At 64.4% G+C, this 22,298-nt stretch carries 20 protein-coding genes; 5 read left to right on the plus strand and 15 right to left on the minus strand.

Annotation, left to right across the window (positions count from 1 at the left end; translation table 11 throughout):
• Positions 1-4 precede the first annotated feature (4 nt).
• Both glyS and BN2694_RS10465 read right to left on the minus strand, forming a co-directional pair.
• Entirely contained in the window at positions 5-1,768 is a 1,764-nt protein-coding gene (gene glyS / locus BN2694_RS10460) for a glycine--tRNA ligase (protein ID WP_135664923.1), read from the minus strand.
• Entirely contained in the window at positions 1,765-2,616 is an 852-nt protein-coding gene (locus tag BN2694_RS10465) for a CBS domain-containing protein (protein WP_135664925.1), read from the minus strand. Before BN2694_RS10465 ends, glyS begins: the two co-directional genes overlap by 4 nt.
• A 198-nt stretch (positions 2,617-2,814) precedes the next feature.
• On the opposite strand from BN2694_RS10465, the gene BN2694_RS17110 reads away from it, so the two are divergent.
• Together BN2694_RS17110 and BN2694_RS10470 are read left to right on the plus strand one after the other, a co-directional pair.
• A complete protein-coding gene (locus BN2694_RS17110; RefSeq protein ID WP_167880007.1) occupies positions 2,815-2,985 on the plus strand; it encodes a DUF7556 family protein in 171 nt (56 codons plus the stop codon).
• A gap of 111 nt (positions 2,986-3,096) precedes the next feature.
• On the plus strand, positions 3,097-4,674 hold the full coding sequence (locus tag BN2694_RS10470; RefSeq protein WP_135664928.1) for an NAD(P)-dependent oxidoreductase: 1,578 nt from the start codon (positions 3,097-3,099) through the stop codon (positions 4,672-4,674).
• Between the two features lie 22 nt (positions 4,675-4,696).
• Here BN2694_RS10470 and BN2694_RS10475 read toward each other — a convergent pair whose 3' ends face one another.
• The 11 genes from BN2694_RS10475 to BN2694_RS10520 all read right to left on the minus strand — a co-directional run bounded on the left by BN2694_RS10475 (position 4,697) and on the right by BN2694_RS10520 (position 15,464).
• Positions 4,697-5,005 (minus strand): hypothetical protein, encoded by a 309-nt coding sequence (locus BN2694_RS10475; RefSeq protein WP_135664931.1) that lies wholly within the window; start codon positions 5,003-5,005, stop codon positions 4,697-4,699.
• A 105-nt stretch (positions 5,006-5,110) separates the two neighbouring features.
• A complete protein-coding gene (gene thrC, locus BN2694_RS10480; protein WP_135664934.1) occupies positions 5,111-6,382 on the minus strand; it encodes a threonine synthase in 1,272 nt (423 codons plus the stop codon).
• Positions 6,383-6,722: 340 nt separating this feature from the next.
• The gene (gene argF / locus BN2694_RS10485) at positions 6,723-7,613 is read right to left on the minus strand and encodes an ornithine carbamoyltransferase (RefSeq protein WP_135664938.1); all 891 of its coding nucleotides are present in this window, start codon (positions 7,611-7,613) and stop codon (positions 6,723-6,725) included.
• Positions 7,614-7,615: 2 nt separating this feature from the next.
• Positions 7,616-8,689, minus strand: coding sequence for a [LysW]-lysine hydrolase (locus tag BN2694_RS10490; RefSeq protein WP_135664941.1), 1,074 nt, complete (start codon positions 8,687-8,689; stop codon positions 7,616-7,618).
• Complete coding sequence (locus tag BN2694_RS10495; protein WP_135664944.1) at positions 8,689-9,816, minus strand: aspartate aminotransferase family protein; 1,128 nt, start codon at positions 9,814-9,816, stop codon at positions 8,689-8,691. The genes BN2694_RS10490 and BN2694_RS10495 overlap by 1 nt, the downstream gene beginning before the upstream one ends.
• Complete coding sequence (locus BN2694_RS10500; protein WP_135664947.1) at positions 9,813-10,655, minus strand: acetylglutamate/acetylaminoadipate kinase; 843 nt, start codon at positions 10,653-10,655, stop codon at positions 9,813-9,815. The genes BN2694_RS10495 and BN2694_RS10500 overlap by 4 nt, the downstream gene beginning before the upstream one ends.
• 16 nt (positions 10,656-10,671) lie before the next feature.
• Positions 10,672-11,730 (minus strand): N-acetyl-gamma-glutamyl-phosphate reductase, encoded by a 1,059-nt coding sequence (gene argC / locus BN2694_RS10505; RefSeq protein ID WP_135664950.1) that lies wholly within the window; start codon positions 11,728-11,730, stop codon positions 10,672-10,674.
• Entirely contained in the window at positions 11,730-12,605 is an 876-nt protein-coding gene (lysX, locus tag BN2694_RS10510; RefSeq protein ID WP_210408939.1) for a lysine biosynthesis protein LysX, read from the minus strand. Before lysX ends, argC begins: the two co-directional genes overlap by 1 nt.
• The gene (locus BN2694_RS17115) at positions 12,602-12,757 is read right to left on the minus strand and encodes a hypothetical protein (protein WP_167880008.1); all 156 of its coding nucleotides are present in this window, start codon (positions 12,755-12,757) and stop codon (positions 12,602-12,604) included. Before BN2694_RS17115 ends, lysX begins: the two co-directional genes overlap by 4 nt.
• A complete protein-coding gene (gene argH, locus BN2694_RS10515; protein ID WP_135664956.1) occupies positions 12,750-14,243 on the minus strand; it encodes an argininosuccinate lyase in 1,494 nt (497 codons plus the stop codon). The genes BN2694_RS17115 and argH overlap by 8 nt, the downstream gene beginning before the upstream one ends.
• 3 nt (positions 14,244-14,246) lie before the next feature.
• The gene (locus tag BN2694_RS10520) at positions 14,247-15,464 is read right to left on the minus strand and encodes an argininosuccinate synthase (protein ID WP_135664959.1); all 1,218 of its coding nucleotides are present in this window, start codon (positions 15,462-15,464) and stop codon (positions 14,247-14,249) included.
• A 323-nt stretch (positions 15,465-15,787) separates the two neighbouring features.
• Here BN2694_RS10520 and BN2694_RS10525 point away from each other — a divergent pair, with 323 nt between their 5' ends.
• Positions 15,788-15,967 carry a DUF7554 family protein gene (locus BN2694_RS10525; RefSeq protein WP_135664962.1) on the plus strand — a complete coding sequence of 60 codons (180 nt, stop codon included), beginning with the start codon at positions 15,788-15,790 and terminating at the stop codon, positions 15,965-15,967.
• 85 nt (positions 15,968-16,052) lie between these two features.
• Positions 16,053-16,556 carry a 2'-5' RNA ligase family protein gene (locus BN2694_RS10530; protein ID WP_135664966.1) on the plus strand — a complete coding sequence of 168 codons (504 nt, stop codon included), beginning with the start codon at positions 16,053-16,055 and terminating at the stop codon, positions 16,554-16,556.
• 17 nt (positions 16,557-16,573) lie between these two features.
• Here the strand turns inward: BN2694_RS10530 and BN2694_RS10535 are convergent, their stop codons facing one another.
• Positions 16,574-17,818, minus strand: a complete 1,245-nt coding sequence (locus tag BN2694_RS10535) for a CBS domain-containing protein (protein ID WP_135664969.1) — start codon at positions 17,816-17,818, stop codon at positions 16,574-16,576.
• Between the two features lie 125 nt (positions 17,819-17,943).
• Between BN2694_RS10535 and BN2694_RS10540 the strand changes: the two genes are divergently transcribed.
• Positions 17,944-20,025: a DEAD/DEAH box helicase gene (locus BN2694_RS10540; RefSeq protein WP_135664972.1), complete on the plus strand. Its 2,082-nt coding sequence runs from the start codon at positions 17,944-17,946 to the stop codon at positions 20,023-20,025.
• Here the strand turns inward: BN2694_RS10540 and BN2694_RS10545 are convergent.
• Positions 20,020-22,203 carry a pentapeptide repeat-containing protein gene (locus tag BN2694_RS10545; RefSeq protein ID WP_135664975.1) on the minus strand — a complete coding sequence of 728 codons (2,184 nt, stop codon included), beginning with the start codon at positions 22,201-22,203 and terminating at the stop codon, positions 20,020-20,022. The genes BN2694_RS10540 and BN2694_RS10545 overlap by 6 nt on opposite strands.
• Positions 22,204-22,298: the final 95 nt, after the last annotated feature.

Genomic DNA, 22,298 nt, shown 5'->3' on the forward strand with positions numbered 1-22,298 from the left:
GGGTTTAGCGGTCCTCGAAGTCGTCTTCGCCGGCGACCAGCGCGTCGATCGTCGCCGCGAGATCGTCGACCGCGACCCGCCGCTGTGCGGTGCTATCCCGATCCCGGATCGTCACTGTTCCGTCTTCGAGCGTGTCGTAGTCGACGGTCACGCAGTACGGCGTTCCGATCTCGTCTTGCCTCCGGTACCGCCGACCGATCGCGCCGGAGTCGTCGTAGGCCACGGACAACCCGGCGTCGCGCAACGTGGCGGCGAGTTCGCGAGCGCGCTCGCCCAGGCCGTCCTTGTCCATCAGCGGGAAGACACCGACGGTCGTCGGCGCGACTTCCGGGGGGAGTGCAAGATACGTCCGCTCCTCGCCGTCGATCTCGTCCTCGCGATAGGAGTGATCCAGCGCAGTATAGAGCGCCCGGTCGATACCCAGTGACGGCTCGACGACGTGGGGCGTGACGTGCTCGCCGGATTCGGTGATCTCCTCGATGGCGAAACCCGTCTTCTCGACTGGAACGGTGTAGGACTCGTCGTCGACTTCGACCGTGACTTCCTCGCCTTCGAAGGCATCGGGATCTGACTCGGCCAACTCGGCCAGCGCGTCGGCCACGTCCCCGGCGCTTCCGCCGAACTCCGGCCCGAGGTAGCTCATGTCCGGATCGACGGTCGGCTTCTCGACGGTAACGGGTTCGTCGTACTGCTTGAAGACGGTGAAGTCCTCCTCGGAGTGAGCGTCGTGTTTCGAGAGGTCGTAATCGGACCGATAAGCGAACCCGCCGAGTTCGATCCAGTCCGGTTCGTCTCCGGGGTCGCTGACGTCGCCCTCGGCGTCCCAGCAGTCCTCGGAGTAGTGGGCCAGTTCTCCCGGACGGTGCTGGCGGAACCGGAAGCGATCCATGTCCAGGCCGATGCGCTGGTACCACTCGGCGGCGACGCCCAGATAGTACGCGATCCAGGGGTCGGCAACGATCCCCTCGGCGACGGCCTCGCCGATCGTGGTCTCGATGACGTCGCCGTCCGCGCGGTCCTGTGCTTCGGCCGGGTAAAACCGTGCTCGGACGTCGGCCACCGACGAGAGGTCCGGTTCGTCTTCTTCGGGGTCGACGAACAGTTCGAGTTCGGCCTGGCTGAACTCCCGCACGCGAAGCAGTGACTTCCGGGGGCTGATCTCGTTGCGGTAGGCCCGGCCGATCTGGGTCACGCCGAAGGGAAGCTGGTTGCGGGCGTACTCGGCGAGTTGCGGGAATTCGATAAAGATCCCCTGGGCCGTTTCGGGACGCAGGTAGCCAGGCGAGGACGAACCCGGGCCGATATTGGTCTCGAACATCAGGTTGAACTGCTCGATGGCCTGGCCGGCCAGTCCCGTCCCGCAGGTCGGGCACGTGAGTTCGTACTCGGCGATGACCTCTTCGACGCGCTCGGGGGCCAGTGACTCGGCTTCTTCGATCCCGGTCGCCGGGTCGTCTTCGACGATGTGATCGGCCCGATGGGACTCCCCGCACTCGGGACACTCGACGAGCATGTCGTCGAAGCCGTCGAGGTGGCCCGAGGCTTCGAAGACGGGCTCGGGCAGGACGGTCGGTGCGTCGACCTCCATGTGGCCCTCCTGGATGGCGAAGCGCTCGCGCCAGGTGTCCTCGATGTTGCGTTTGAGGGCGGCTCCCTGCGGACCGAACGTATAGAAGCCCGAGACGCCGCCGTAGGCGCCGGCCGATTGCAAGAAGAACCCGCGGCGCTTGGCTAGTTCGACCAGCTGCTCGGCGCTGACCTGGGTCATCGTAGCGCTTTGAGTACGTCGATGTCGCGGACGATACCCGCGAGGTCGTCGCCCGATACCAGCGGGACCTGCTCGATGTCGTGGCGGATGAGCAATTGGGCCGCCTCCTGTGCAGTCCGGCGGCTGCTGACTGTCACGAGGTCCCCGGTCATGTACTCGCTGACGGGCTCGTCGGGGAACTCGACGTTCCGGGTCGGCATGTAGCTGTTCCCGACAGCCTTGATGCCTTCCCACATCCACTCGTCGTCCTGGTTGGCGATGGATTCGCCGGTCTCGGCTTCGCCCTCGACGACCTCGGCGACCGTCAGTACGTCGACCTCGGTCAGCATGCCACACACTTCCGCATCGTCGTCGAGGACGACCCCGTATGGGACGTCAGCGTGACTGAGTTCCCGCTCGGCGACCGTCAACGGGGTTTCGGCGTAGACACAGTTGACGTCCCGACGGGCAAGGTCGCCGACGGACGTATCGCCGTCGTCGACGTCACCCTCGGCGATCGCCCGGATGAGGTCGGTGATGGTGACGATTCCCTCGAGGTGACCATCGACGACGGGGATCCGGGGCTCACCCGTCGAGATGATCGTCCGGGCTACCTCCTGGAGAGTCGTCTCGGCCGTGGTCGTCGGGACCTCTTCGACGAGCAACGCCAGCTGGTCCTCGTCGGGGTGTTCGATCAGGGCGTCCCGCGTGACGATCCCGCGGAATTCCTCGCCGTCGTCGGTCTCTTTGACGACCGGCACCGACGAGAATTCCCGCTCCTGTAAGTACTCCAGAACGTCGTCTCTGGTCCCCGGGATGTCGACCGTGACGACGTCTTCACGTGGCGTCATGACGTCCGCGACGTTCATACTGGCAGTTACTCCTTGGTCCACGTACAAAATCTTTGTTTAGTCACGGTGTCAGGCGTGGCGGCCCATCTCCGTGACTCTCGAAGTCCGCAGTCGCCAGTCGAGCCGGCGAACCCGTCTGACAGCTGTCGGATAGTCCTCGGCATTGTCTGTTGGTTTTCGGCACGTTTATGTATGAATGTTACTTACTCACATAGTATGTCGCAAGAGCCCGACGCGCTCGCGGCAGACAGTCGATCGGACGGCGAAGTCATGGCCTCGATCGACGAGGGCGAAGCGGACGTCTTCGTCATCGCGGACGTCACACGCGATGGGGCGTATCTGTCGACGCCGCTCTCGGAAGCGGCGACGCTGTCGGCGTGGCGATAGGGGCTCGAACGATCGGTCGTCCTGCGGCTCGGTTTCGGTCCGTCGTGTCAGTGTTCTTTCCTCGCGCGTGAGAAAACAAGCGTTATGCCGGGTCGTGCAGTCACCCCTGATATGGAGATCGTAGTAACGGGGCCGGTCGAGGAGGCCGGACTGGCGCTGCTCACGGAGGCAGGCCACGACGTGCGGACCGTCGAGGCCGAGGGACCATCGGACCTGGCGTCGGCCGCGGTCGGTGCCGACGCACTGATCGTTGCGGGCGACGTGGCGGTGACCGCCGAGGTATTCGAACGCGCCTCGAACCTGCAGATCGTCGGTCGCGCGGGGATCGACGTCGGGACGATCGACGTTCCGGTGGCGACCGAACACGGCGTGATCGTCGCGAACGCGCCGGAGGAGGCGGTTCGATCGGTCGCGGAGTACGTCGTCGGGTTGCTCTTTGCCACGGCCCGCGGGATCCCACAGGGCCACGTCAAACTCAAGGATGGCTACTGGGCGAAAGGGGACATCCTCGGGTCGGAACTGGAAGGCAAGACCGCCGGTCTCATCGGCTTCGACGATGTCGGCCAAGAGGTCGGAAAGCGCCTGGACAATCTCGGCGTGGATCTCGTGGTCGCCGCCCCCGAGGCAGCCGACGACCGGATCGCTCGGATCGGTGCCGAGTCAGTTGATCTCGAGACGTGTCTCGAGCGGGCAGACTTCCTCTCGTTGCACGCCAGCAGCGACGCCGTGCCCCGCCTGGGTGAGTCCGAGTTCGAGACGCTCGGGGAAGGATACGTGGTCAACTGCGGGGACCCGGCACTCCTCGAGGAGGCTGCCCTCGCGGATGCAGTGGCGGACGGCGACCTCCACGGCGCCGCGCTGGACGCTGTCTCTGTCGAGCCACTTCCCGATGACAGCCCACTCCGGGACGTCGAAGACGTCATCGTGACGCCAGGCGTCGCCGCCAGCACCGTCGGCACGACGGAATCGGTGTCGACGGCAATCGCTCGTCAGGTGCTCGCTGCGTTCGCCGACGAACCGGTCGAGAACGCCGTCAACGTCCCGGCGATGTCGCCGGATCAGTACCCGACGATCCGACCGTACGCCGACCTGGCAGAGACGGCCGGCCGGATCGCAGTCCAGCTGTTCGAGGGCGATGTCGACGGCGTGGAGGTGGCCTACGCGGGCGAGATCGCGACAGAGACTCTCGACCCCATCACGGCAAGCGCACTCGCCGGTGTCCTTGATTCCCTCGGGCTCGACGCCAACGCCGTCAACGCCCGAGAAGTCGCTGACCGCGAGGGTATCGATGTCGATGTCGTCACCGATCACGGGACGCCGGACTTCCGGAGTCTGGTTACACTCACCGTCCGTAGCGGTGGGACCGAACTCAGCGTCGAAGGCACGCAGTTCGCCAACGGAGATCCGCGGATCGTCCGCATCGACGACTACCGCGTCGAAGCGGTCCCTCACGGCCACATGCTCATCGTCCGCAACGCCGACGCACCGGGTGTCATCGGCTACATCGGGACCGTCCTCGGCGAGCACGACGTCAACATCGCCGGTATGTTCAACAGCCGCGAGGCGTTCGGCGGCGAAGCCCTGTCAGTGTACAACCTTGACTCCCGGCCGACCGATGCCGTCCTCGAGGCGCTCAACGACGACGAGCGCATCCTCGATACGACGGTCGTCGAACTCAACGGCCTCTGATCGACGTCGGACGGTCCCGTTGTCAGTCCTCCCAGTGACCGCCATCGCCGTCCGGTGTCGTCCAGACGAAACACCCGTCGATGTCGCCCCCTCCGTAGGTCTGCCAGAGACGATCGCTTGCAGCGACGGCACAATGGGCGTCCGATGGGTTTTCGATCGGTGGACCGCCACGATCGACGATCGCTGTCCGTACTTCTTTCTCGGCTCCTGGTACCGATCCAGACTCTCGGGGCTGTGAACGCGTCCCGGCCCGCGGTTCGTCACCCGTTTGCTTTTCAGTCGACAGCGACCGCTCGGTTGCTTTCGATCCCTGATCGTGCTCGGCTGACATGGCAACTCATCTCCCACTTCGGGCCGCAAAAAACGTCGGCAGACGAGCGTCGGCTTTCGGCACGACGGGCGTCCGTCGGACGTGGATCGACCGGGCCGTGCCCCGTCAGGAGCGTAAGTGTTCCAGCACCGCGTCGGTGTCGTCGGGCACCGGCTCGGGTTCGGTACCGGCCTCGACGGCGGCGTCGGGGTCCTTCAGGAGGTGGCCGGTCGTCAGACAGACCACCCGCTCGTCGTCGTCGACGACGCCCTCCTCACGGAGTTTCCGCAGGCCGGCGATCGACGCCGCGGAAGCGGGTTCGACTCCGACTCCCTCCTCGGCGAGCGTCCGCTGGGCGTCGGTGATCTCGTCGTCGCTGACGGCGACGGCCGTCCCATCGGTTTCGCGGATCCCGGGGAGGGCCTTCGGTGCGTTCACCGGGTTACCGATTCGGATCGCCGTCGCTTTCGTCTCGACGTCGTCCCAGCGTTCGATGTGGTCCCAGCCTTCCTCGATGGCCTCGACCATTGGGGCCGACCCCTCGGCCTGGACGCCGGTCAGTTTCGGGATCTGACTCTCGTCGATCGCGCCGCTGGTCTCGAGTTCGCGAAAGCACTTGTACAGCGCGGCGGTGTTGCCCGCGTTGCCGACCGGCAGGACGATCCGATCGGGGAACCCACCCTCCTCGGCGTTGAACTGTTCCATGATCTCCAAGCCGATGGTCTTCTGGCCTTCCAGTCGGAAGGGGTTCAGCGAGTTCAGGAGGTAGGCCTCGCCGCGGTCGGCGAGGTTCTGGACGATGTCCAGACACCGATCGAAGTTGCCGTCGACCTCGAGGATACGTGCGCCGTGGAGGCTTGCCTGTGCGATCTTCCCGGCTGCGACTTTCCCCTCCGGAAGGAGGACGAGTACTTGCAGTCCAGCCCGTGACCCGTAGGCCGACAGCGCGGCGGAGGTGTTCCCCGTCGAGGCACAGGCCAGCCGATCGACCCCGACCTCCTGGGCGACGCGGACGCCGACGGTCATCCCGCGATCCTTGAAACTCCCCGTCGGGTTCATCCCCTCGTGTTTGACCCGGAGGCGTTCGACCCCGATTTCGTCTTCGAGTCGCGGGACCTCGTGCAGCGGGGTGTTGCCCTCCGGGAGCGTCACGCCCTCTTCGAATGGCAGGGCATCGCTATACCGCCAGACGCCGCCGTGGAACGCCGTCTCGTCGTCGCCGAAGTCCTCGAAGGTCGGCAGGTCGGCGTACCGGACTTCCAGCAACCCCTCACACTCGTCGCAGGTGTAACGGATCCCCGAAAACGGCGCGAAGGTCTCGCCACACTCGATACAGGTCAGCCAGACGCCGTCAGTCGACTCAGCTGGTTCGTCCTGGGTGATCTCCAGATAGCTCATTGTGTCACCCGACGCAGCGCAGTGGAAAAAAGCCGCGGATCCACGCGACCACCTTTTTACTTCGTCGGGTGCGCCTCCGGCGCACCACTCTCTGCTCACGGCGGCTTCGCCGCCGTATGCTCGCGGGCCGATGGCCCGCTCGCATGTACGTGGAAGCGAAGCTTCCACGCTATTCGCATGGTCAGCGGGACCAGAGGTCCCGCTCGACTCGGAAAACGTGGTTCACACGGACGACGTGAGTGTGAGCTCGGGAGATATCGCTCTCCCGGTGGCGAAAAACGACCTGCTCGCGAGCAGTCAAACGCCGTCTTCGACGGCGTATGCTTTCACATCCACAACGTTACCGCTCAGCCAACCACACCAGCAATCCATTCTGGGCGTGCAGCCGGTTCTCCGCTTGGTCCCAGACGATGGCGTTGTCACTCTCGATTACGTCGTCGGTGACCTCTTCGCCGCGATGGGCCGGCAGACAGTGCATTAGCGTACGGTCGCCGAGCAGCTCTGTTGTGATCTGGAACTCCTCGAAGGCGTCGAGTTTCTCCTCGCGTTCGTCTTCTTCGCCCATGCTGACGAAGACATCCGTGTAGATCACGTCGGCGTTTTCGACGGCGGCCTCGGGATCGTGTGTCGTCTCGGGGGCGGTCCCGATTTCTGCCGCCCGTTCAAGCACGTCGTCGTCGATCCCGTATCCCTCCGGCGTCGCAACGGTCAACTCGAGATCGACCATTGCCGCACCGAGGACGAACGACTGGGCGACGTTGTTGCCGTCGCCGACCCACGCGACTCTGACCTCGTCGAAACCGCCGAACTCCTCACGGATCGTCAGCAGGTCTGCCAGCGTCTGGCAGGGGTGGGCGTCGTCGGTCAACCCGTTGATGACCGGGACGGTGGCGTATTCGGCCAGCTCTTCAGCGTCGGCGTGGTCGAACAGCCGCGCCATGATCGCGTCGGCATACCGCGAGACCGCCCGGGCGGTATCCTTGATCGGCTCGCTGTCCCCCAGGTGGATGTCATCCGGTCCGAGAAAGATCGCGTGACCACCGAGTTTGGTCATTCCCGTCTCGAAGGAAACCCGGGTCCGGGTCGAGGGCTTCTCGAAGATCATCGCGAGCGTTTCGTCTTCGAGGGGAGTGCCCGCCACCTCGCCGGCCTTGATCGCGGCCGCACGGTCGAGCATGGCCGATAGTTCGTCGCTCGTCAGGTCGTCCACATCGAGTACGTTGCGTGGCATCCTTACTCCTCCAGGAGGGTCGTGGTGACGTCGTCAAGCACCGCCACCGAGCGATCGTACTCCGGTAGCGGCAGGTGTTCGTCGGGGGCGTGATCCAGATCCGAGTCGCCGGGGCCGTATGTCACCATCTGGGCGTCCCAGTCGTCGGCGTAGATGTTCATGTCGCTGGTGCCGGTCTTGCGAAGCAGGCGCGGGTCGCCCTCGCGTTTCCGGATCGCTGCGCGAAAGGCCCGAGCGACTTCTGTCCGGGGACTCATCATCACCGGCTCGACCCAGTCGTCCCAGTTGACCGTGCCGTTCCGGAGGTGACCGTCCGCCAACTCGCGGATCTCGTCGGTCGTGTATTCCGGCGGGACCCGCAATTGCACGCGCAGCGTCGTCTCCACGGAGAGACCGTCCCCGGAGATCCCGCCGTCGATGTCCACCGGTTTGCACGTAACCCGCTCGAAAACCGGGTGCCACTCGTCTTTGGCAAACTCGGCTTCGACGCGGTTCCACCAGTCGATGGCGTCCTGGATCGCGTTGTTCTCGGGCCGTGAGGAGTGCCCCGACTCGCTTGTGGCGACGTAGGTACCGCCCAGCAAGCCACGATAACCTAGCGTGATTCCGTCCCAACCCGACGGTTCGCCATTGATGACAACGTCGGGCTCGCTATCGCGGTCCTCGACCAGATAGCGACCACCGGTCGAGTCGACTTCCTCGCCGACGACGCCGGCGAAGCTCGCACCCGTTCGGACCGCGACGGCGGCCATCGCCGCCAGTGGCCCTTTGGCGTCGACGCTTCCACGGCCCCACAGCACTTCTTCGCCATCATCGTTCTCCTCCAGTCTGACGGGGATGTCACCCGGGACAGTGTCAATGTGGGACGTCAAGAGGACGCCATCGTCTGCGGGTGCGCGGACGTTCCCAACATCGTCGATCCAGACTTCCCGGTCGTGCTCCTCGAAGAACTCCACGAGTTCCTCGGCGGCTTCCGCAACGTCGCCCGAGACCGACGGGATCTCGACGAGGTCGATTAGCAACTTGCGGGCTGTCTCGTCCGAGACTTCTGCGGTCGGGACGCTCGTCGCGCTCATCAGTCGATCGCCTCCGACAGCGCCGCGACGACCGCATCAGCTTGATCCTCGTCGACGATCAGCGGCGGGAGCAACCGCACGACCGTCCGACCGGCCGGCAGCGCCAGCACCTGATGGTTCAAGGCGAGATCCTTGAGGACGCGATTGGCTCCGCGTTTGATCTCGACGCCGATCATGAGTCCCTCGCCACGGATCTCTCGGGCGCTGTCACCGAGTTCCTCACGAAGTTGACCGCGAAGGTACTCACCGACTTCAGCGGCATGATTCGGAATATCGTCTTCGACGAGCGTCGAAACCGTCGCCTCTGCCGCGGCCGAGACGACTGGGCCACCGGAGAACGTCGAGGCGTGAGAGCCGTAGTTCTCGGCGATCCAGTCCTTGACGAGTGTCGCACCCATCGGGAAACCGTTGGCGAGCCCTTTCGCGGCCGTAAGCATATCGGGAACCACACCAGCCTGCTCGCAGGCCCACAGCGCCCCAGTCCGACCCATGCCGGTCTGGACTTCGTCGAAGATCAGCGCCGCGCCGGCCTCCTCGGTGAGCTCGCGGGCCGCCTTCAGATACTCGGTCGAAGCGGGATGAATCCCGCCCTCGCCCTGGATCGGCTCCATGATGACGGCGGCCGTCTCATCGTCGACGGCCTCGGCGAGCGCCTCGCTGTCGTCGTAGGGGACGAACTCCACGTCGCCGATCAGCGGCTCGTAGGGCTTCTTGTACTTGTCCTTCCAGGTGGTCGCCAGCGCGCCCATCGTCCGGCCATGAAAGCCCTGCATCGTGGCGACGATCTTCGAGTCGCCGGTGGCGCTCCGGGCGAACTTCAGTGCCGCCTCGTTGGCCTCCGTGCCCGAGTTGCACAGCCAGACGTTGTCGATGTCGCCCGGCGCTGCGACCGCGAGGGTGTCGTATAGGTTCGTCCGGGTCTCGACGGGATAGGACGCCTGGACGTAGGTCAGGTCCTCGATCTGCTCTTTGGCGGCCGAATCGACGGCCTCGTGGCTGTGCCCCAGCGGGACGCAGGCGTAACTCGCGCCCATGTCCAGATACTCTGTGCCCGCGTCGTCGTAGACGACGGTGCCATCACCGCTCTCGATCTGAATCGGCTTCTCGGAAAATACGAATCCGCTCATGTGTCTTCCTCCGTCTCGATCGCTGTCTCGTGAACGTGTGTACCACTGCCTTCGAGAGCACTACTGATCGGTGCCTCGGCGTTGGCGTCAGCGACGACGACCTCGGGTGCCCCGCCGTCAAGCGCCTCCTCGGCAGCCATGATCTTCCGTTCCATGAACCCCTCGGCGGCGTCTTCGAGTGCCTTCCAGTCCTCGCCCGTCTCGACTGACTCGATCAGCGTCGCCGGATCGTCGGGATCGGCGTAGACGCCGTCGACGTCGGTCAGCAGGATGAGGGTCGCGTCGAGTGCTCCGGCGATCGCCGCCGCGGAGCGGTCGGCGTCGGTGTTCACAGCCAGCCACTCATCACCATCTTTGCCGGCCATCGGTGGTCCAGCAACCGGCGTGTATCCATTGTCTAACAACGTATACAGCAGCTCGTCGTTGACTTTCTTGATAGTGCCCGAGTGGTCGCCGCGCTTGATCTTGCGCTTGCCGTCCTCCAAAATACGAACGGCCGACTTGCGGGGGCCGGCCAGGAGTTTCCCGTCGACCCCGTTGAGTCCGACCGCGTCGACGCCCTGACTCTGTAATCCCGCGACCAGTTGCGTGTTGAGGTGGCCAAAGACCATCTCGAAGACCTCCATGGTCTCCGCGTCGGTGAACCGCCCGACGACGCCGGAGGGTGTTTCGACGTATTCCGGTTCGATTCCCATGCGTTCGAGCGTCTCGTCGACCGCGGTCGAGCCGCCGTGGACGACGACGATATCCTCGCCATCCGCGACCAGATCGGCCACGTCAGCCAGCGCGCCCTCGGGGTCGACGGCGCGAGCGCCGCCGACTTTGACAACCACCGTCATTCCGTGGTCACCTCCGTCATGGCGACCCCACCGGGTGCATCCCCGCGAAGTCCAGCCCGGCCGTCTCTTCCAGGCCCAGCGCGATGTTGGCCGCGTGGACGGCCTGGCCGGCCGAGCCTTTCATCATGTTGTCGATGGCCGAGAAGACCACGACGCGTTTGTTGCCGGGATCGAGCTCGAAGCCGACCTCGGCATAGTTCGAGCCAGCAACGGCTTTCGGTTCGGGGTAGCGATAGACGCCACCGCCCCCGGCGACCATCCGGACGAACGGTTCGTCCTCGTAGGCACCGCGGTAGGCTCCCCAGAGGTCACCCTTCGAGACCGGTTCCTCGGGGAAGACGTGGATCGTCGCGCTCGCACCGCGGATCATTTCCACTGCGTGGACCGTAAAGGAGACGTTCGTCCCGAGGAACTGCTCGATCTCGGCCTCGTGACGGTGACCCGTCGGCGCGTAGGGACGGACGACGCCCGAGCGCTCGGGATGGCTGGAGGCTTCGCCGCCACCAGCCCCACCCTCGCTGGAGCCGACTTTCACGTCGATGACGATCTGTTCGTCCCCGGAGAGCACGCTCCCTTCGAACAGCGGGAGCAGTCCTAGGATCGTCGCCGTGGCGTTGCATCCCCCCGAAGCGATCAGGCCCGCTCCGGGCAGGTTCTCGCGGTTGAGTTCCGGCAGCGCGTACTCGGATTCGTCCAGCAACTCGGGACGCGAATGGCCATCGTACCACTCGTCGTACTGCGCTTCGCTCTCCAGGCGGAAGTCCGCCGAGAGGTCGACCACGGTGTCGGCAGCGTCCTGAAAGGCGTCGATCTGCTCCATCGAGACGCCGTGTGGCGTCGCCGCGAACAGCACGTCCACGGATTCGAGGTCTTCCGGGGAGCTAAAGCGAAGGTCGAGCCCCCGGAGGTTCGGGTGGGTGTGCCCGATCGTCTTGTTTGCCTTCGAGCGGCTGGTCGCCTGGATGATCTCGAAGTCGGGATGGCCGGCGAGCAACCGCAGGAGTTCGCCGCCGGTAAAGCCGCTCGCGCCGACAACGGAAGCCGAAAGGGTCGGTTCGCCTTCGTTCGCGGACATCACTCGTTCACCCCCGCTTTCGTCTCCAGCCAGTCGACGACCTGACCGGGGACGTCGGTCTCGACGGCGTCGTTCAGCGCCTTGAACTCGACGGTGTGGTTGACCTCGTGGACGGTGTAGCCGGTTGGGTCCCCGTCTTCATCTTCTCCTGTCTCCATCAGGTCAATACCCAACAGCCCGCCGCCGACGGCCTCGCTGGCTTCGGCGACGAGTTCGCGGGCGCGCTCGTCGAGTTCGAAGGGGTCGGTCTCGGCCCCTTTCGCGGCGTTGGTCAGCCAGTGATCCGAGGAGCGGACCATCGCCCCGACCGGCTCGCCGTCGGTCGCAAGCACGCGGATGTCCCGGCCCGGTTTCTCGACGAACTCCTGGACGTAGAAGACCTTGTGCTCGTAGTGGCCAAGCGTCGCCTTGTGTTCGAGGATGGCCTCGGCGGCGTCCTTGGTGTCGATTTTGGCCATCAGACGGCCCCACGAGCCGATGACAGGCTTGAGCACGCAGGGGTACCCGAAGTCCTCGATGATCTCCAGGGCCGTGTCCTTAGTGAACGCGACCTCCGTTGTGGGGGTCGGAACGCCGGCCTGCTCAAGTGCGAGGCTGTTGGTTACCTTATCGGCACAGGTCTCGGCCGTCTCGTGGCTGTTGACCACCGGAATGTCGTAGGCGTTCAGGAACTCCGTCGCGTAGAGGCTCCGACTGGTCGCCAGACAGCGATCGAGCACGACGTCCACGTCTTCGAACGCTTCGGGGGCTGAATCGAGGCCGAAGCGCTGTTTTCGCACGTCGATTTTCGTCACGTCGTGGTCACGCTCGCGCAGTTCCGAGAGGAGCAGCTTCTCGTCCTGGCGGATGCGCGAATAGAGGATCCCGACGTTCATTGGCAGTCACGCTCCGGTGGCAGCCCGGCGTGCGGTTCGCGTGCCGGCCCGTCGTCGGTCGACGGGCGGGACGATTCGGTTGTCGGTGTCGTGGTCATGTCGTGTGTCCTCTTGATCGGTGTCGTGGTCGTTGCTGTGCCCGTCTCAGACATACGTCTCCACCTCTGCCTGCAAGCTCTCGACCGCGTCCGCGATGGCCGCCCGGCGCTCTGCCAGCGTATCGCTGTCGGCGTCGTGGTCCGTCCGTGCAGCCGCGATCTGGTCGGCGACGGCCTCGGGTGCCGGACCGCCAGCCGAGTCGCGACTGGCAACGCTCTGGCCGGGATCGAGCGCTGATTCGATCGTCTGGCGGTCGACGTACTCGGTCAGCGATGCATCGAGTACGTCACGCGCGGCGGCGTCCAGCGCCTCGAAGTCCCCATCGTCGCCTGCTGCCTCTGCTGTGCTGGCGACGACTTCGTGGGCCGTCCGGAAGGGGACGCCGGCCATCGCCAGCGCGTCGGCGACGCCCGTCGCGGTCGAAAAGCCCTCGCCCGCTGCGGCCGCCAGGGCCTCGTCGTTCCAGTCGGCGGTCGCGATCGCACCAGCCGCGACTTCGGTCGCCTCGCTGACGCCGTCGATCGCCCGCCAGGCGTGCCCGCCAGCACGCTGGAGGTCGCGGTTGTATGCCCGCGGCAGCCCCTTTAGCGTATTCAGCAGACCGTTGAGACCTGCCGCGGCATCGCCCGCCCGCGCACGGACGAGTTCGAGCGTGTCGGGATTTTTCTTCTGGGGCATGATCGAGGAGGTCGATGCGTAGGCGTCGTCGACTTCGACGAATCCTTTGTTCGCGTAGATCACGATGTCCTCGGCCAGTCCCGAAAGCGTCGTGGCGAGAGTCGCCAGCGCGGCCGTCGACTCGACGAGGAAGTCCCGCGCCGAGACGGCGTCCATCGCGTTGTCCATCGTTCCCGCAAAGCCCAGCAACGCGGCCGTGCGCTCGCGCTCGACATCGAATGGCGTCCCCGCGAAGGCCGCCGCCCCCAGTGGCGACTGGTTCGTGCGGTCGTAGGCGTCGATCAGGCGGGCCGTCTCGCGAGCGAGCGCGCGCTCGTAGGAGAGCGCCCAGTGGGCGACGGTCGTCGGCTGGGCCGGCTGGAGGTGGGTGAATCCCGGCATGACCGTCTCGCGCTCGGCCTCGGCGGTCTCGATCAGGGCGCCACGCGCTTCGAGTGTCGTCTCGATCGCGTCGAGCAGGTCCTCACGCAGGCGGTAGCGAATACAGGTCGCCACCTCGTCGTTGCGCGAGCGGGCGGTGTGCATCCGGCCACCGTCGAGACCGACGCGATCGATGACGGCTGTCTCGATCGCCTCGTGAACGTCCTCGCCGTCGGGGAGTGCATCGTGGCCCGCGTCTTCAATCTCTTCGAGGGCAGTCAGGATCTCTCCAGCCGTCCCGTCGTCGACGATGTCCTGTTCGGCGAGCATGACGACGTGGGCGCGATCGACCGCGAGGTCTGCGGCGAAGATGCGCCGATCAGCGGCGAGCGACGAGAGGAACCCCCGGGCGGGGCCGCCGCTGAAGCGCTCTCGGCGGACGACGCCCTCGTTCCCGGTATCGTCGTCGCCTGCACCGTTGGCCGTGGGTTCCTCGCTCATGGTTCAGTCCTCGTCGGACAGCGATTCCGTGACGCGATTGGCCAGACGCGACTGGAACCCGTGGTACTTCGCGACGCCTGTGGCGTCTTCCTGGGTAATGCTCCCGGTGACGGCCTCCTCGTTGAACGAGGCTGCCGACTCGCTGTACACCGAGTACGCCGATTCACGCGAGACTGCGCGGCAATGGCCCCCCTCAAGCTTGACCGTGACCGTCCCAGTCACGCGGGACTGGGTTTCCTCGATGAATCCTTCGAGGGCATCCATCAACGGCGCGTCGATGAGCCCCTCGTAGGCCTTCTCGGCCCAGCGCTGGTCGATCGTGGTCTTGAACTGGCGCTCCTCCTGGGTGAGCACGAGTCCTTCCAGGGCCTCGTGGGCGGTCAGCAGGACCGTCGCGGCGGGGTGCTCGTAGTTCTCGCGGACCTTCAGGCCGAGCATCCGGTCTTCCATCATGTCCGTCCGACCGATCCCGTGGGCACCGGCGCGCTCGTTGAGCTCTTCGATGAGTTCGACCGAACCGAGTTCTTCTCCGTCGACGCCGACGGCGGTGCCGTCCTCGAAGGTGATTTCGACGAGTTCGGCCGTCTTGCCCGAGGGATTCTCGGTCCAAAGGTAGATGTCGTCCTCGGGAATCGTCGCGGGGTCTTCGAGTTCCGAGCCCTCGATCGAGCGACTCCAGAGGTTCGTGTCGATGGAGTACCGACCGCCGGCCCCGCCCTCGACGGGCAGGCCTTTCTCCTCGGCGTACTCGTTCTCCCATTCGCGGGTGAGCCCGAGTTCGCGGATCGGCGCGATGACGTCCATATCGGTGTCACGCCAGACTGCCTCGAAGCGCAACTGATCGTTGCCCTTCCCGGTACAGCCGTGAGCGAGGGCGCTGCACCCTTGCTCTTTGGCGACGTCGGCGATCGCTTCGGCGATAACCGGCCGGGCGAGCGCGGTCCCCAGCGGGTAGCCCTGGTAGTCGGCGTTGGCCTCGACGGCGGACAGACAGAGGTCAGCGAACTCCTCGGTCGCATCGACGACGTAGTGATCGAGGCCAAGCGCTTCGGCGGTCTCCTCGGCCTCGTCGAACTCGTAGTCGGGCTGGCCGACGTCGACCGTGACGCCGATGACGTCGTCGTAGCCGTATTCTTCCTTGAGCAGCGGTACGCAGACTGTGGTGTCGAGCCCGCCCGAGAAGGCAAGCGCGACCGTTCCGTTTCCGTCCTGTTGTGGCATGGGTACTGGATGCTGTCGGGTGAGAGATGACCGCCCCGAAACCCGACGGTGGGCGGCGATGAAAGCGATACGAAACCGGTCTGGATGTGGATGTATTCGGGCCTAACGGCCCGGTCGTCGTCGAAGAAGGGAGACGGACCCGCCGGTCGCGGCCACACCCGCGTCGAACCGGTGGATCGCCGTCATGTACCCCGGAGTATCCGGTAAGCGATACTAATAACTTCCGGGTTCGATCTCGCATGTGGGTATCTGACGCGCTACCTCTCGTGTCCACCCACACTGTCCGCCACAACGCCTATGCTGTTTGCCTGTGGATCCCGAATATGAGCCTCGACGTTGAAGACCTGCTGAAGATCGTCCTCGTGTTGGTCCTGGTCTGGATCATCATCGAGATTATCACCGAAGTACTCGGATGGTTCGCCGCTCTCCTCAGTCTGTTCCGCCCGCTGCTCGGACTGATAATCGTTGTCCTGATCGTGCTGTGGTTGCTCGATCGGATCTGAGGCCGGTTACATCCCGAGCACCGGGCGACTCACCCGACTGCGATCGATCGGCGCGCTTATTCTGCTCGGTCACGCGGGTAGAAACGTGTACAGTCTGAACGTCCCGGTCCCCTCCTCGGTCGCCCGACTGGCGAGCGAGTTGGCTCGGGAGGTGCCACGGGCCCGAGAACGAACCCGCGGCGAGCACACGCTGGTGCTCAAACGGCTCGGTCAGGATCGGTCCGTGCCACGACTGACAGCCCGACTTCGCGAGTATCTCGACGGCCAACCCGCTTTCGAGGCGCGAGTGACCGGGATCGATCACTTCGCCGAAGCGACGAGCGGCCCCTCTCCAGTCGTCTACCTCGCCGTCGAGAGTCCGGAACTTCGCCGCATTCACGAGCGACTTCTTGAGGTGTTCCCGCCGGTCGAAGGCATGGAGGGCGACGGATACGTCCCACACGTCACGATCGCACGGGGTGGCGATCGCGAGTCGATGGCCCGCCTCACAGAGCGCTCGATCGAGCCGATCACCTGGACGGTGACGCGACTCACCGTCCGTGACGCCCGACGCGGAGAGCCTGCCAGTAGCGTTTCGCTGCCGGCCTGATACGCGGCCCCATCAGCTCAGTCCTCGAAGCGGCGGTCTTCCTGACTCGCTTTCTGTCCGTCCTCTTGGGACACCGTCGTCGGTCGGCCGTTACCCAGGGACTGTCCGCTCCGCACGGAGTTTCGGCCACTCTCCTTGATGATGGAAAGTGCCGTCATGAGGTCCGAGCGCGTGATCAGTCCGACGAACTCGTCGTCTTCCATGACGATCAGTCGGCCGATGTTGTTCTCTTGCATCTGCGTCAGAGCCGTCATGGCGTTCTCGTCGGGATGGATCGCTTTCAGATCCGTCGTCATCACCTCCTCGGTCCTGAAGGCCTCGCGTTCGATCTCCCGGACTGCGCGGGCGTCCTCGAGAGTGACCAGCCCGACGACCGCGTCGTTCTCGACGACGGGAAAGCCGGTGTGACGCTCACGGAACATCAGCTCCATCAACTCCGCGACCGACAGCTCGGGATCGACCGTCTGGATGTGATCGACTGGCGTCATCACGTCCCTGACCGTCACGCCCTCGAAGGCGGCTTTCATCGTCGTCATCTGGGCCTCGCCCGAGGCGCCGATGTAGATGAAGAAGGCGATAGCGATCAGGAAGGGTCCACCCCCGCCGAACAGGCCGAACAGACCCAACAGGAGGGCAAAGAGCTTGCCGACCTCGGCGGCAAGCTGGGTCGCCCGGGCGTAGGGACGGGTGCGAGCCAGCAACGCCCGGAGGACGCGTCCGCCGTCCATCGGGAACCCCGGCATCATATTGAAGGCTGCCAACACGATGTTCATCAGCGCGAGATATCCGAGTAGGAACTTCACCGAGGCGATCCCGACAGCCTCGCCCGTGGGGACGAGCCGGAACCCAGTGTACGAAAGTCCCGCAAGGGCGGCGCTGACGATTGGCCCAGCGAGCGCGATGAACAGTTCCTTCTGCCAGTCTTCGGGCATCTCGTCAAGCTGGGCGATCCCGCCGAACAGCCACAGCGTGATCGAGGAGATCGGGAAGCCAAAACGCATCGCCACCAGGGAGTGGCCCAGTTCGTGGAGGACGACACAGACGAACAGCCCGACGGCTGCCGCGACCCCGAGCAGCCACGGGAGTTGGCCGCTGGACAGCGGTTCGACGGGGATACCGGCCCCCCAGACCTCGTTCATCAGCTCGACGGACTGCCCGACCTGTGCGCCGATGAGCCAGGCAAAAAGCGGGAGCACGAGCAGGAACGTTAGATCCAGCTGTATCGGGATCCCGAACGCGCTGCCGATCCGGAAACGTCGCATAGTAGGAACTACTCGCGCACGATGCTTAAGGATCCGTGTCGCGGAGAGTGTCCTCACCTCGAGCACCGGGAGTCTCCGCCGCCGGGTCCGAGCGACTCAAGTACCGCCCTGCCCCAACTGACGATGTGTCCGAGCAGCTTGCGGCCGTCGATACGCTGTTCCTCCACGAGGACGGCGAGGATTTCCAGGTGGTCGTCCAGCGGGACGGACAGCGAATGCTGGGCGGTCGCCTCGAAGTCAAACAGACCGACGCCGGTCCTCGACCCGCCCGCCTGCGGGTCCAGCGGGGGAGCCAGGAGGATCTGCGCAGCCCCGATCAGTTCGTCGAACTCGCCCGGCGAGCCGAGCGTATCCGCGTCTCCGAACAGACATCTCGTCGCGGGCGACGCGTCGCCCGCGAGATGCTCGACGCCTATCAACTGGACGCGAAGGTCGTCCGGACCTGCCGGTACTGTGCCTCTGCGGGGGAGTACTCGCCGATAACGAGCGAAACAGCCATCGAGGCCGACGGCGAGGACATCTGTCCGGACTGTGCGATCGCCGAACTCGAACGCGAACTCGCCTATCACGGTGACGTGACGGGGACGGCCCGCGATCGGCTGGAGGAGCTACTACTCGAAGTGCAAGACCTCGAACGCATCAAGAACCTCCTCTCGGGCGAACTCGACCCAGAACTCACCAAGTTCGACGAGATCAGCGCAACCGTCGAGGACGTCGACCTCGTCCCGACGGATTCGTTGAATCTCCATCCGGGGATGCAACAAAAGCTCGAATCGCAGTTCGACGAACTCCTGCCGGTCCAGAGCCTCGCCGTCGAGCACGGCGTCACCGAGGGCCAGGATCAACTGGTCGTTTCCGCGACCGCGACCGGCAAGACGCTGATCGGCGAGATGGCCGGAATCGACCGCGTGCTCAACGGGGACGGCAAGATGCTGTTTCTGGTCCCGCTCGTGGCGCTGGCTAACCAGAAGTACCAGGACTTCCAAGAGGAGTACGGCGACATCGTCGACGTGAGTCTTCGGGTGGGATCGAGCCGTATCCGTGGCGAGGGCGGCGGATTCGACCCGAGCGCAGACGTGATCGTCGGCACCTACGAAGGGATCGACCACGCCCTGCGGGTCGGCCACAACCTCGGTCATATCGGGACAGTCGTCATCGACGAGGTTCACACCCTCGGCGAGGGCGAGCGCGGCCACCGCCTGGACGGCCTCATTTCACGGCTGAAGCACTACTGCGAAGAAGGCGGGCAGACGGCAGCGCGTGACGGTCGCGGCGGTGAGGTGACTGATCCTGGCGACACTCAGTGGATCTATCTTTCGGCGACCGTCGGCAATCCGGGGTCGCTCGCGGAGTCGCTGGGCGCCCAACTCATCGAGTTCGAGGAACGGCCCGTGCCGATCGAGCGCCACGTCACGTTCGCCGACGACTACGAGAAAGTCGACATCGAGAACAAGCTCGTCAGACGGGCTTTCGACTCGAAATCCTCGAAAGGATATCGCGGCCAGACGATCATCTTCACCAACTCCCGGCGGCGGTGTCACGAGATCTCCCGCCGGCTGGAGTACTCCTCGGCGCCCTACCACGCCGGCCTGGACAACAGTCGACGCGGCAAAGTTGAGTCGATGTTCGCCGACCAGGAACTGGCTGCAGTCGTCACCACGGCGGCGCTGGCGGCGGGCGTCGACTTCCCGGCGTCGCAGGTGATCTTCGACTCGCTGGCGATGGGCATCGAGTGGTTGACCGTTCAGGAGTTCTCCCAGATGCTCGGGCGAGCGGGCCGGCCCGATTACCACGACAAGGGGACGGTCTACCTGCTGGTCGAACCCGACGGGGTCTATCACAACAGTCAGGAGATGACCGAAGATGAGGTCGCATTCAAGCTCCTGAAAGGAGAGATGGAACCTGTCACAAACCGCTACGACGAGAGCGCGGCGGTCGAGGAGACGCTGGCGAACGTCGTCGTCGGGGGGAGCGCTACAAAGCGCCTCAACGACCGGATGCTCGGCGAGGTGCCGACCAAACACGCCCTCGGGAAACTTCTGGAGTACGAGTTCATCGACGGACTGGACCCGACGCCGATGGGCCGAGCCGTGACGCGACACTTCCTCTCGCCCGATAGAGCGTTCCTGTTGCTCGACGGCATCCGGAAGGGCGAGGATCCGTTCGATATCGTCTCGGCGGTCGAGCTCGCCGACGAGGAGCTATAATTCCGAGCGTTTGACCAGGGCGTAAATCAACAGCGCCGAGAGGATGACACTCAGATACGCCTCGCTGACCGCCAGTACGACGGCCACGGGCCCCTTTGGATCCATTACGCCGTACCCGATCGTCGTGTAGGAAATATAGCTGAGGCGGGCGTTCTCGAAGAGAATCGTCAGTCCTTCGGGGGAGAGCGCGTGCCCGATGTTTGCCAGGGCGATTTGCTGGCCGTCGGCGGCACCTGTCTGGAACAGTGATCCGCCGAAGACGTACGGGAAGACGTACACGACTGGAGCGACGACGAATGCCAGCGCGATTCGGATCGGCCGCATCCCGTGGCCGCACGTCGCACCGAGGAAGAAATTCTCGAAGGCCCGGCCGGCGTTTTTGATCCGCGTCGAGAAGGCGGCTGTTTGGTCCCGCACGACTTCGAGGTTCTTCCGGCGGCTGTGCTGTTGGCGCTTGACGCGGAACTCGCCGGCGACTTTCATGTCTCCGGCCTCAGCGGCGGCCTGCTTGGCCTTGAGATATGTCGTTTCGATCACCTCCGGCGTCATCTCCAGGGCGTAGTCTGGATCTGCCTCGGGCGGTTCGTCGAAGGTGTGGAGCTTCCAGCTGTTGCGGTCGAGATAATCCCGATGCTCACTGAAGCTGAATTCGAAATCCGAGAACTCGTCGAATTCCGTCCGGCAGAACCGAAAGTAATCCAGCAGTTCCTTCGAGTCGGATTCACGCTCGACGGTCAGCCGTAGGTCACCGATGCTTGCCAGCGTCATGTCGTACCGGACCCATCCCTCGGCCGGCTGGCCGATTCGGCCGCCTCTGATCGAGGCTTTCGTGAAGTCGACGTACGCGTCGCCGTCGATCTGTGTCGCCTGGAAGTCGATCCGATCGTGGACAGTACAGCCGTTGAAGTCGATTTTCCCACCGAAGAAGGTGTCTGTAAACGCCGCCGAAGTGAATTCGGCGTTGTGAAAGTGTGCGTCGGTCCCGAAATAGGCCCCCACGAACGACGCGTCTTCCTCCAGAAAGTCGTCATCGCCGGTAAACTCAGCCCCTCTGAACGTACACTCTCCCTCGAATCTGACGTCCGAGAAGTCCACGTCACCGCCGAACAACGCCTCGTCGAAATCCGCCTCGGTCGCGAATATGACATCGGCGAACGTGGCGTCACCTTCGAAGGCCACGTTCTCGAAGTCGGCTCGCTCGTCGAAACGCGCTGTCTGAAAGGTTGCCGATCGGAACGTTGCCTGGCGGAAGGTCGCCTCGCCGCCGAACTGTGCCTCTTCGAATGTCAAATCGGCTTCGAGCGCCCGCTGACCGCCAGTGAATTCCGCTCCCCGGAAACTCGCGTTTTCCTCGAAGATTACCGCCTCGAAATCCGTGTCTTCTCCAAATCGTGCGTCGTCGAAATTCGCAACTGACTCGAAAACGGTGTTGGAACACTCCATGTCTCCCGACACTTTCGTTTCCTCGAAGACTGCGCTTCCTTCGAAGGTTATGTTTTCGAAGTGGACGAACCCGAACTCCGCCTGTGTGAAATCCGCACGGCCGCGAAACGTGGCATCGGTGAAGCTAGTGTTATCATCGAGCCGGTTCGAATCGCCGTGGAACTCTGCCCCCCTGAAGGCGGCCTGCGTCTCGAAGGTAGCCCCGTCGAAAGCCACATCGTTGTCGAGGACTGCGTCGTCGAACTGAACTGGCCCCTCGAAGGTCGCCCCGTCGAAACTCACGTTCCCGTCGAAGCGAGCTTCGAAGGCGTCGACTTCGCCGGTAACGGTGAGGTTCGTTGCCGATAGTCGCCCCCCAAACTCTGCGTTCCTGATGTCTATTTCGCCCACCGTCGCGCCGTCCAGACGGATCGGGAAGTCGATCGCCGCAAACGCGGCCGAGATCGTTCCCTCGACTGTCGCGTTCCGTAGATCGATCGGGTGTCTGTTTGTCCCGTCGATGTACTGTCGGTCGAGGGCGAGTTCCGGCAGTGTGATCCCGCGAAGATCCTTCTGTTCGGCACTGCCTCGCCGTGCCACTGCCAGAAACGCCTCAGTGACTGTCCGCTCGTCGATCCCCTCCGCTCGACGTTCAGCTGGAGAAAGCTGGAGGATATTTAACTCCCGAGTGAGGTCCGACGATCCGGATCCCGGATCACCGTGGCCTCCACCCCCGAGTTCGTAGCCGTCAGACATACCACCGCTGTAGGATGACTCCAATATATAGATTGTCACTCTCTTCTCTGTCAAACAAATACATACCGATATTCGAAGCGAACCGGAACGGATCG

Source organism: Halorhabdus rudnickae (assembly GCF_900880625.1).
GTDB lineage: Archaea > Halobacteriota > Halobacteria > Halobacteriales > Haloarculaceae > Halorhabdus > Halorhabdus rudnickae.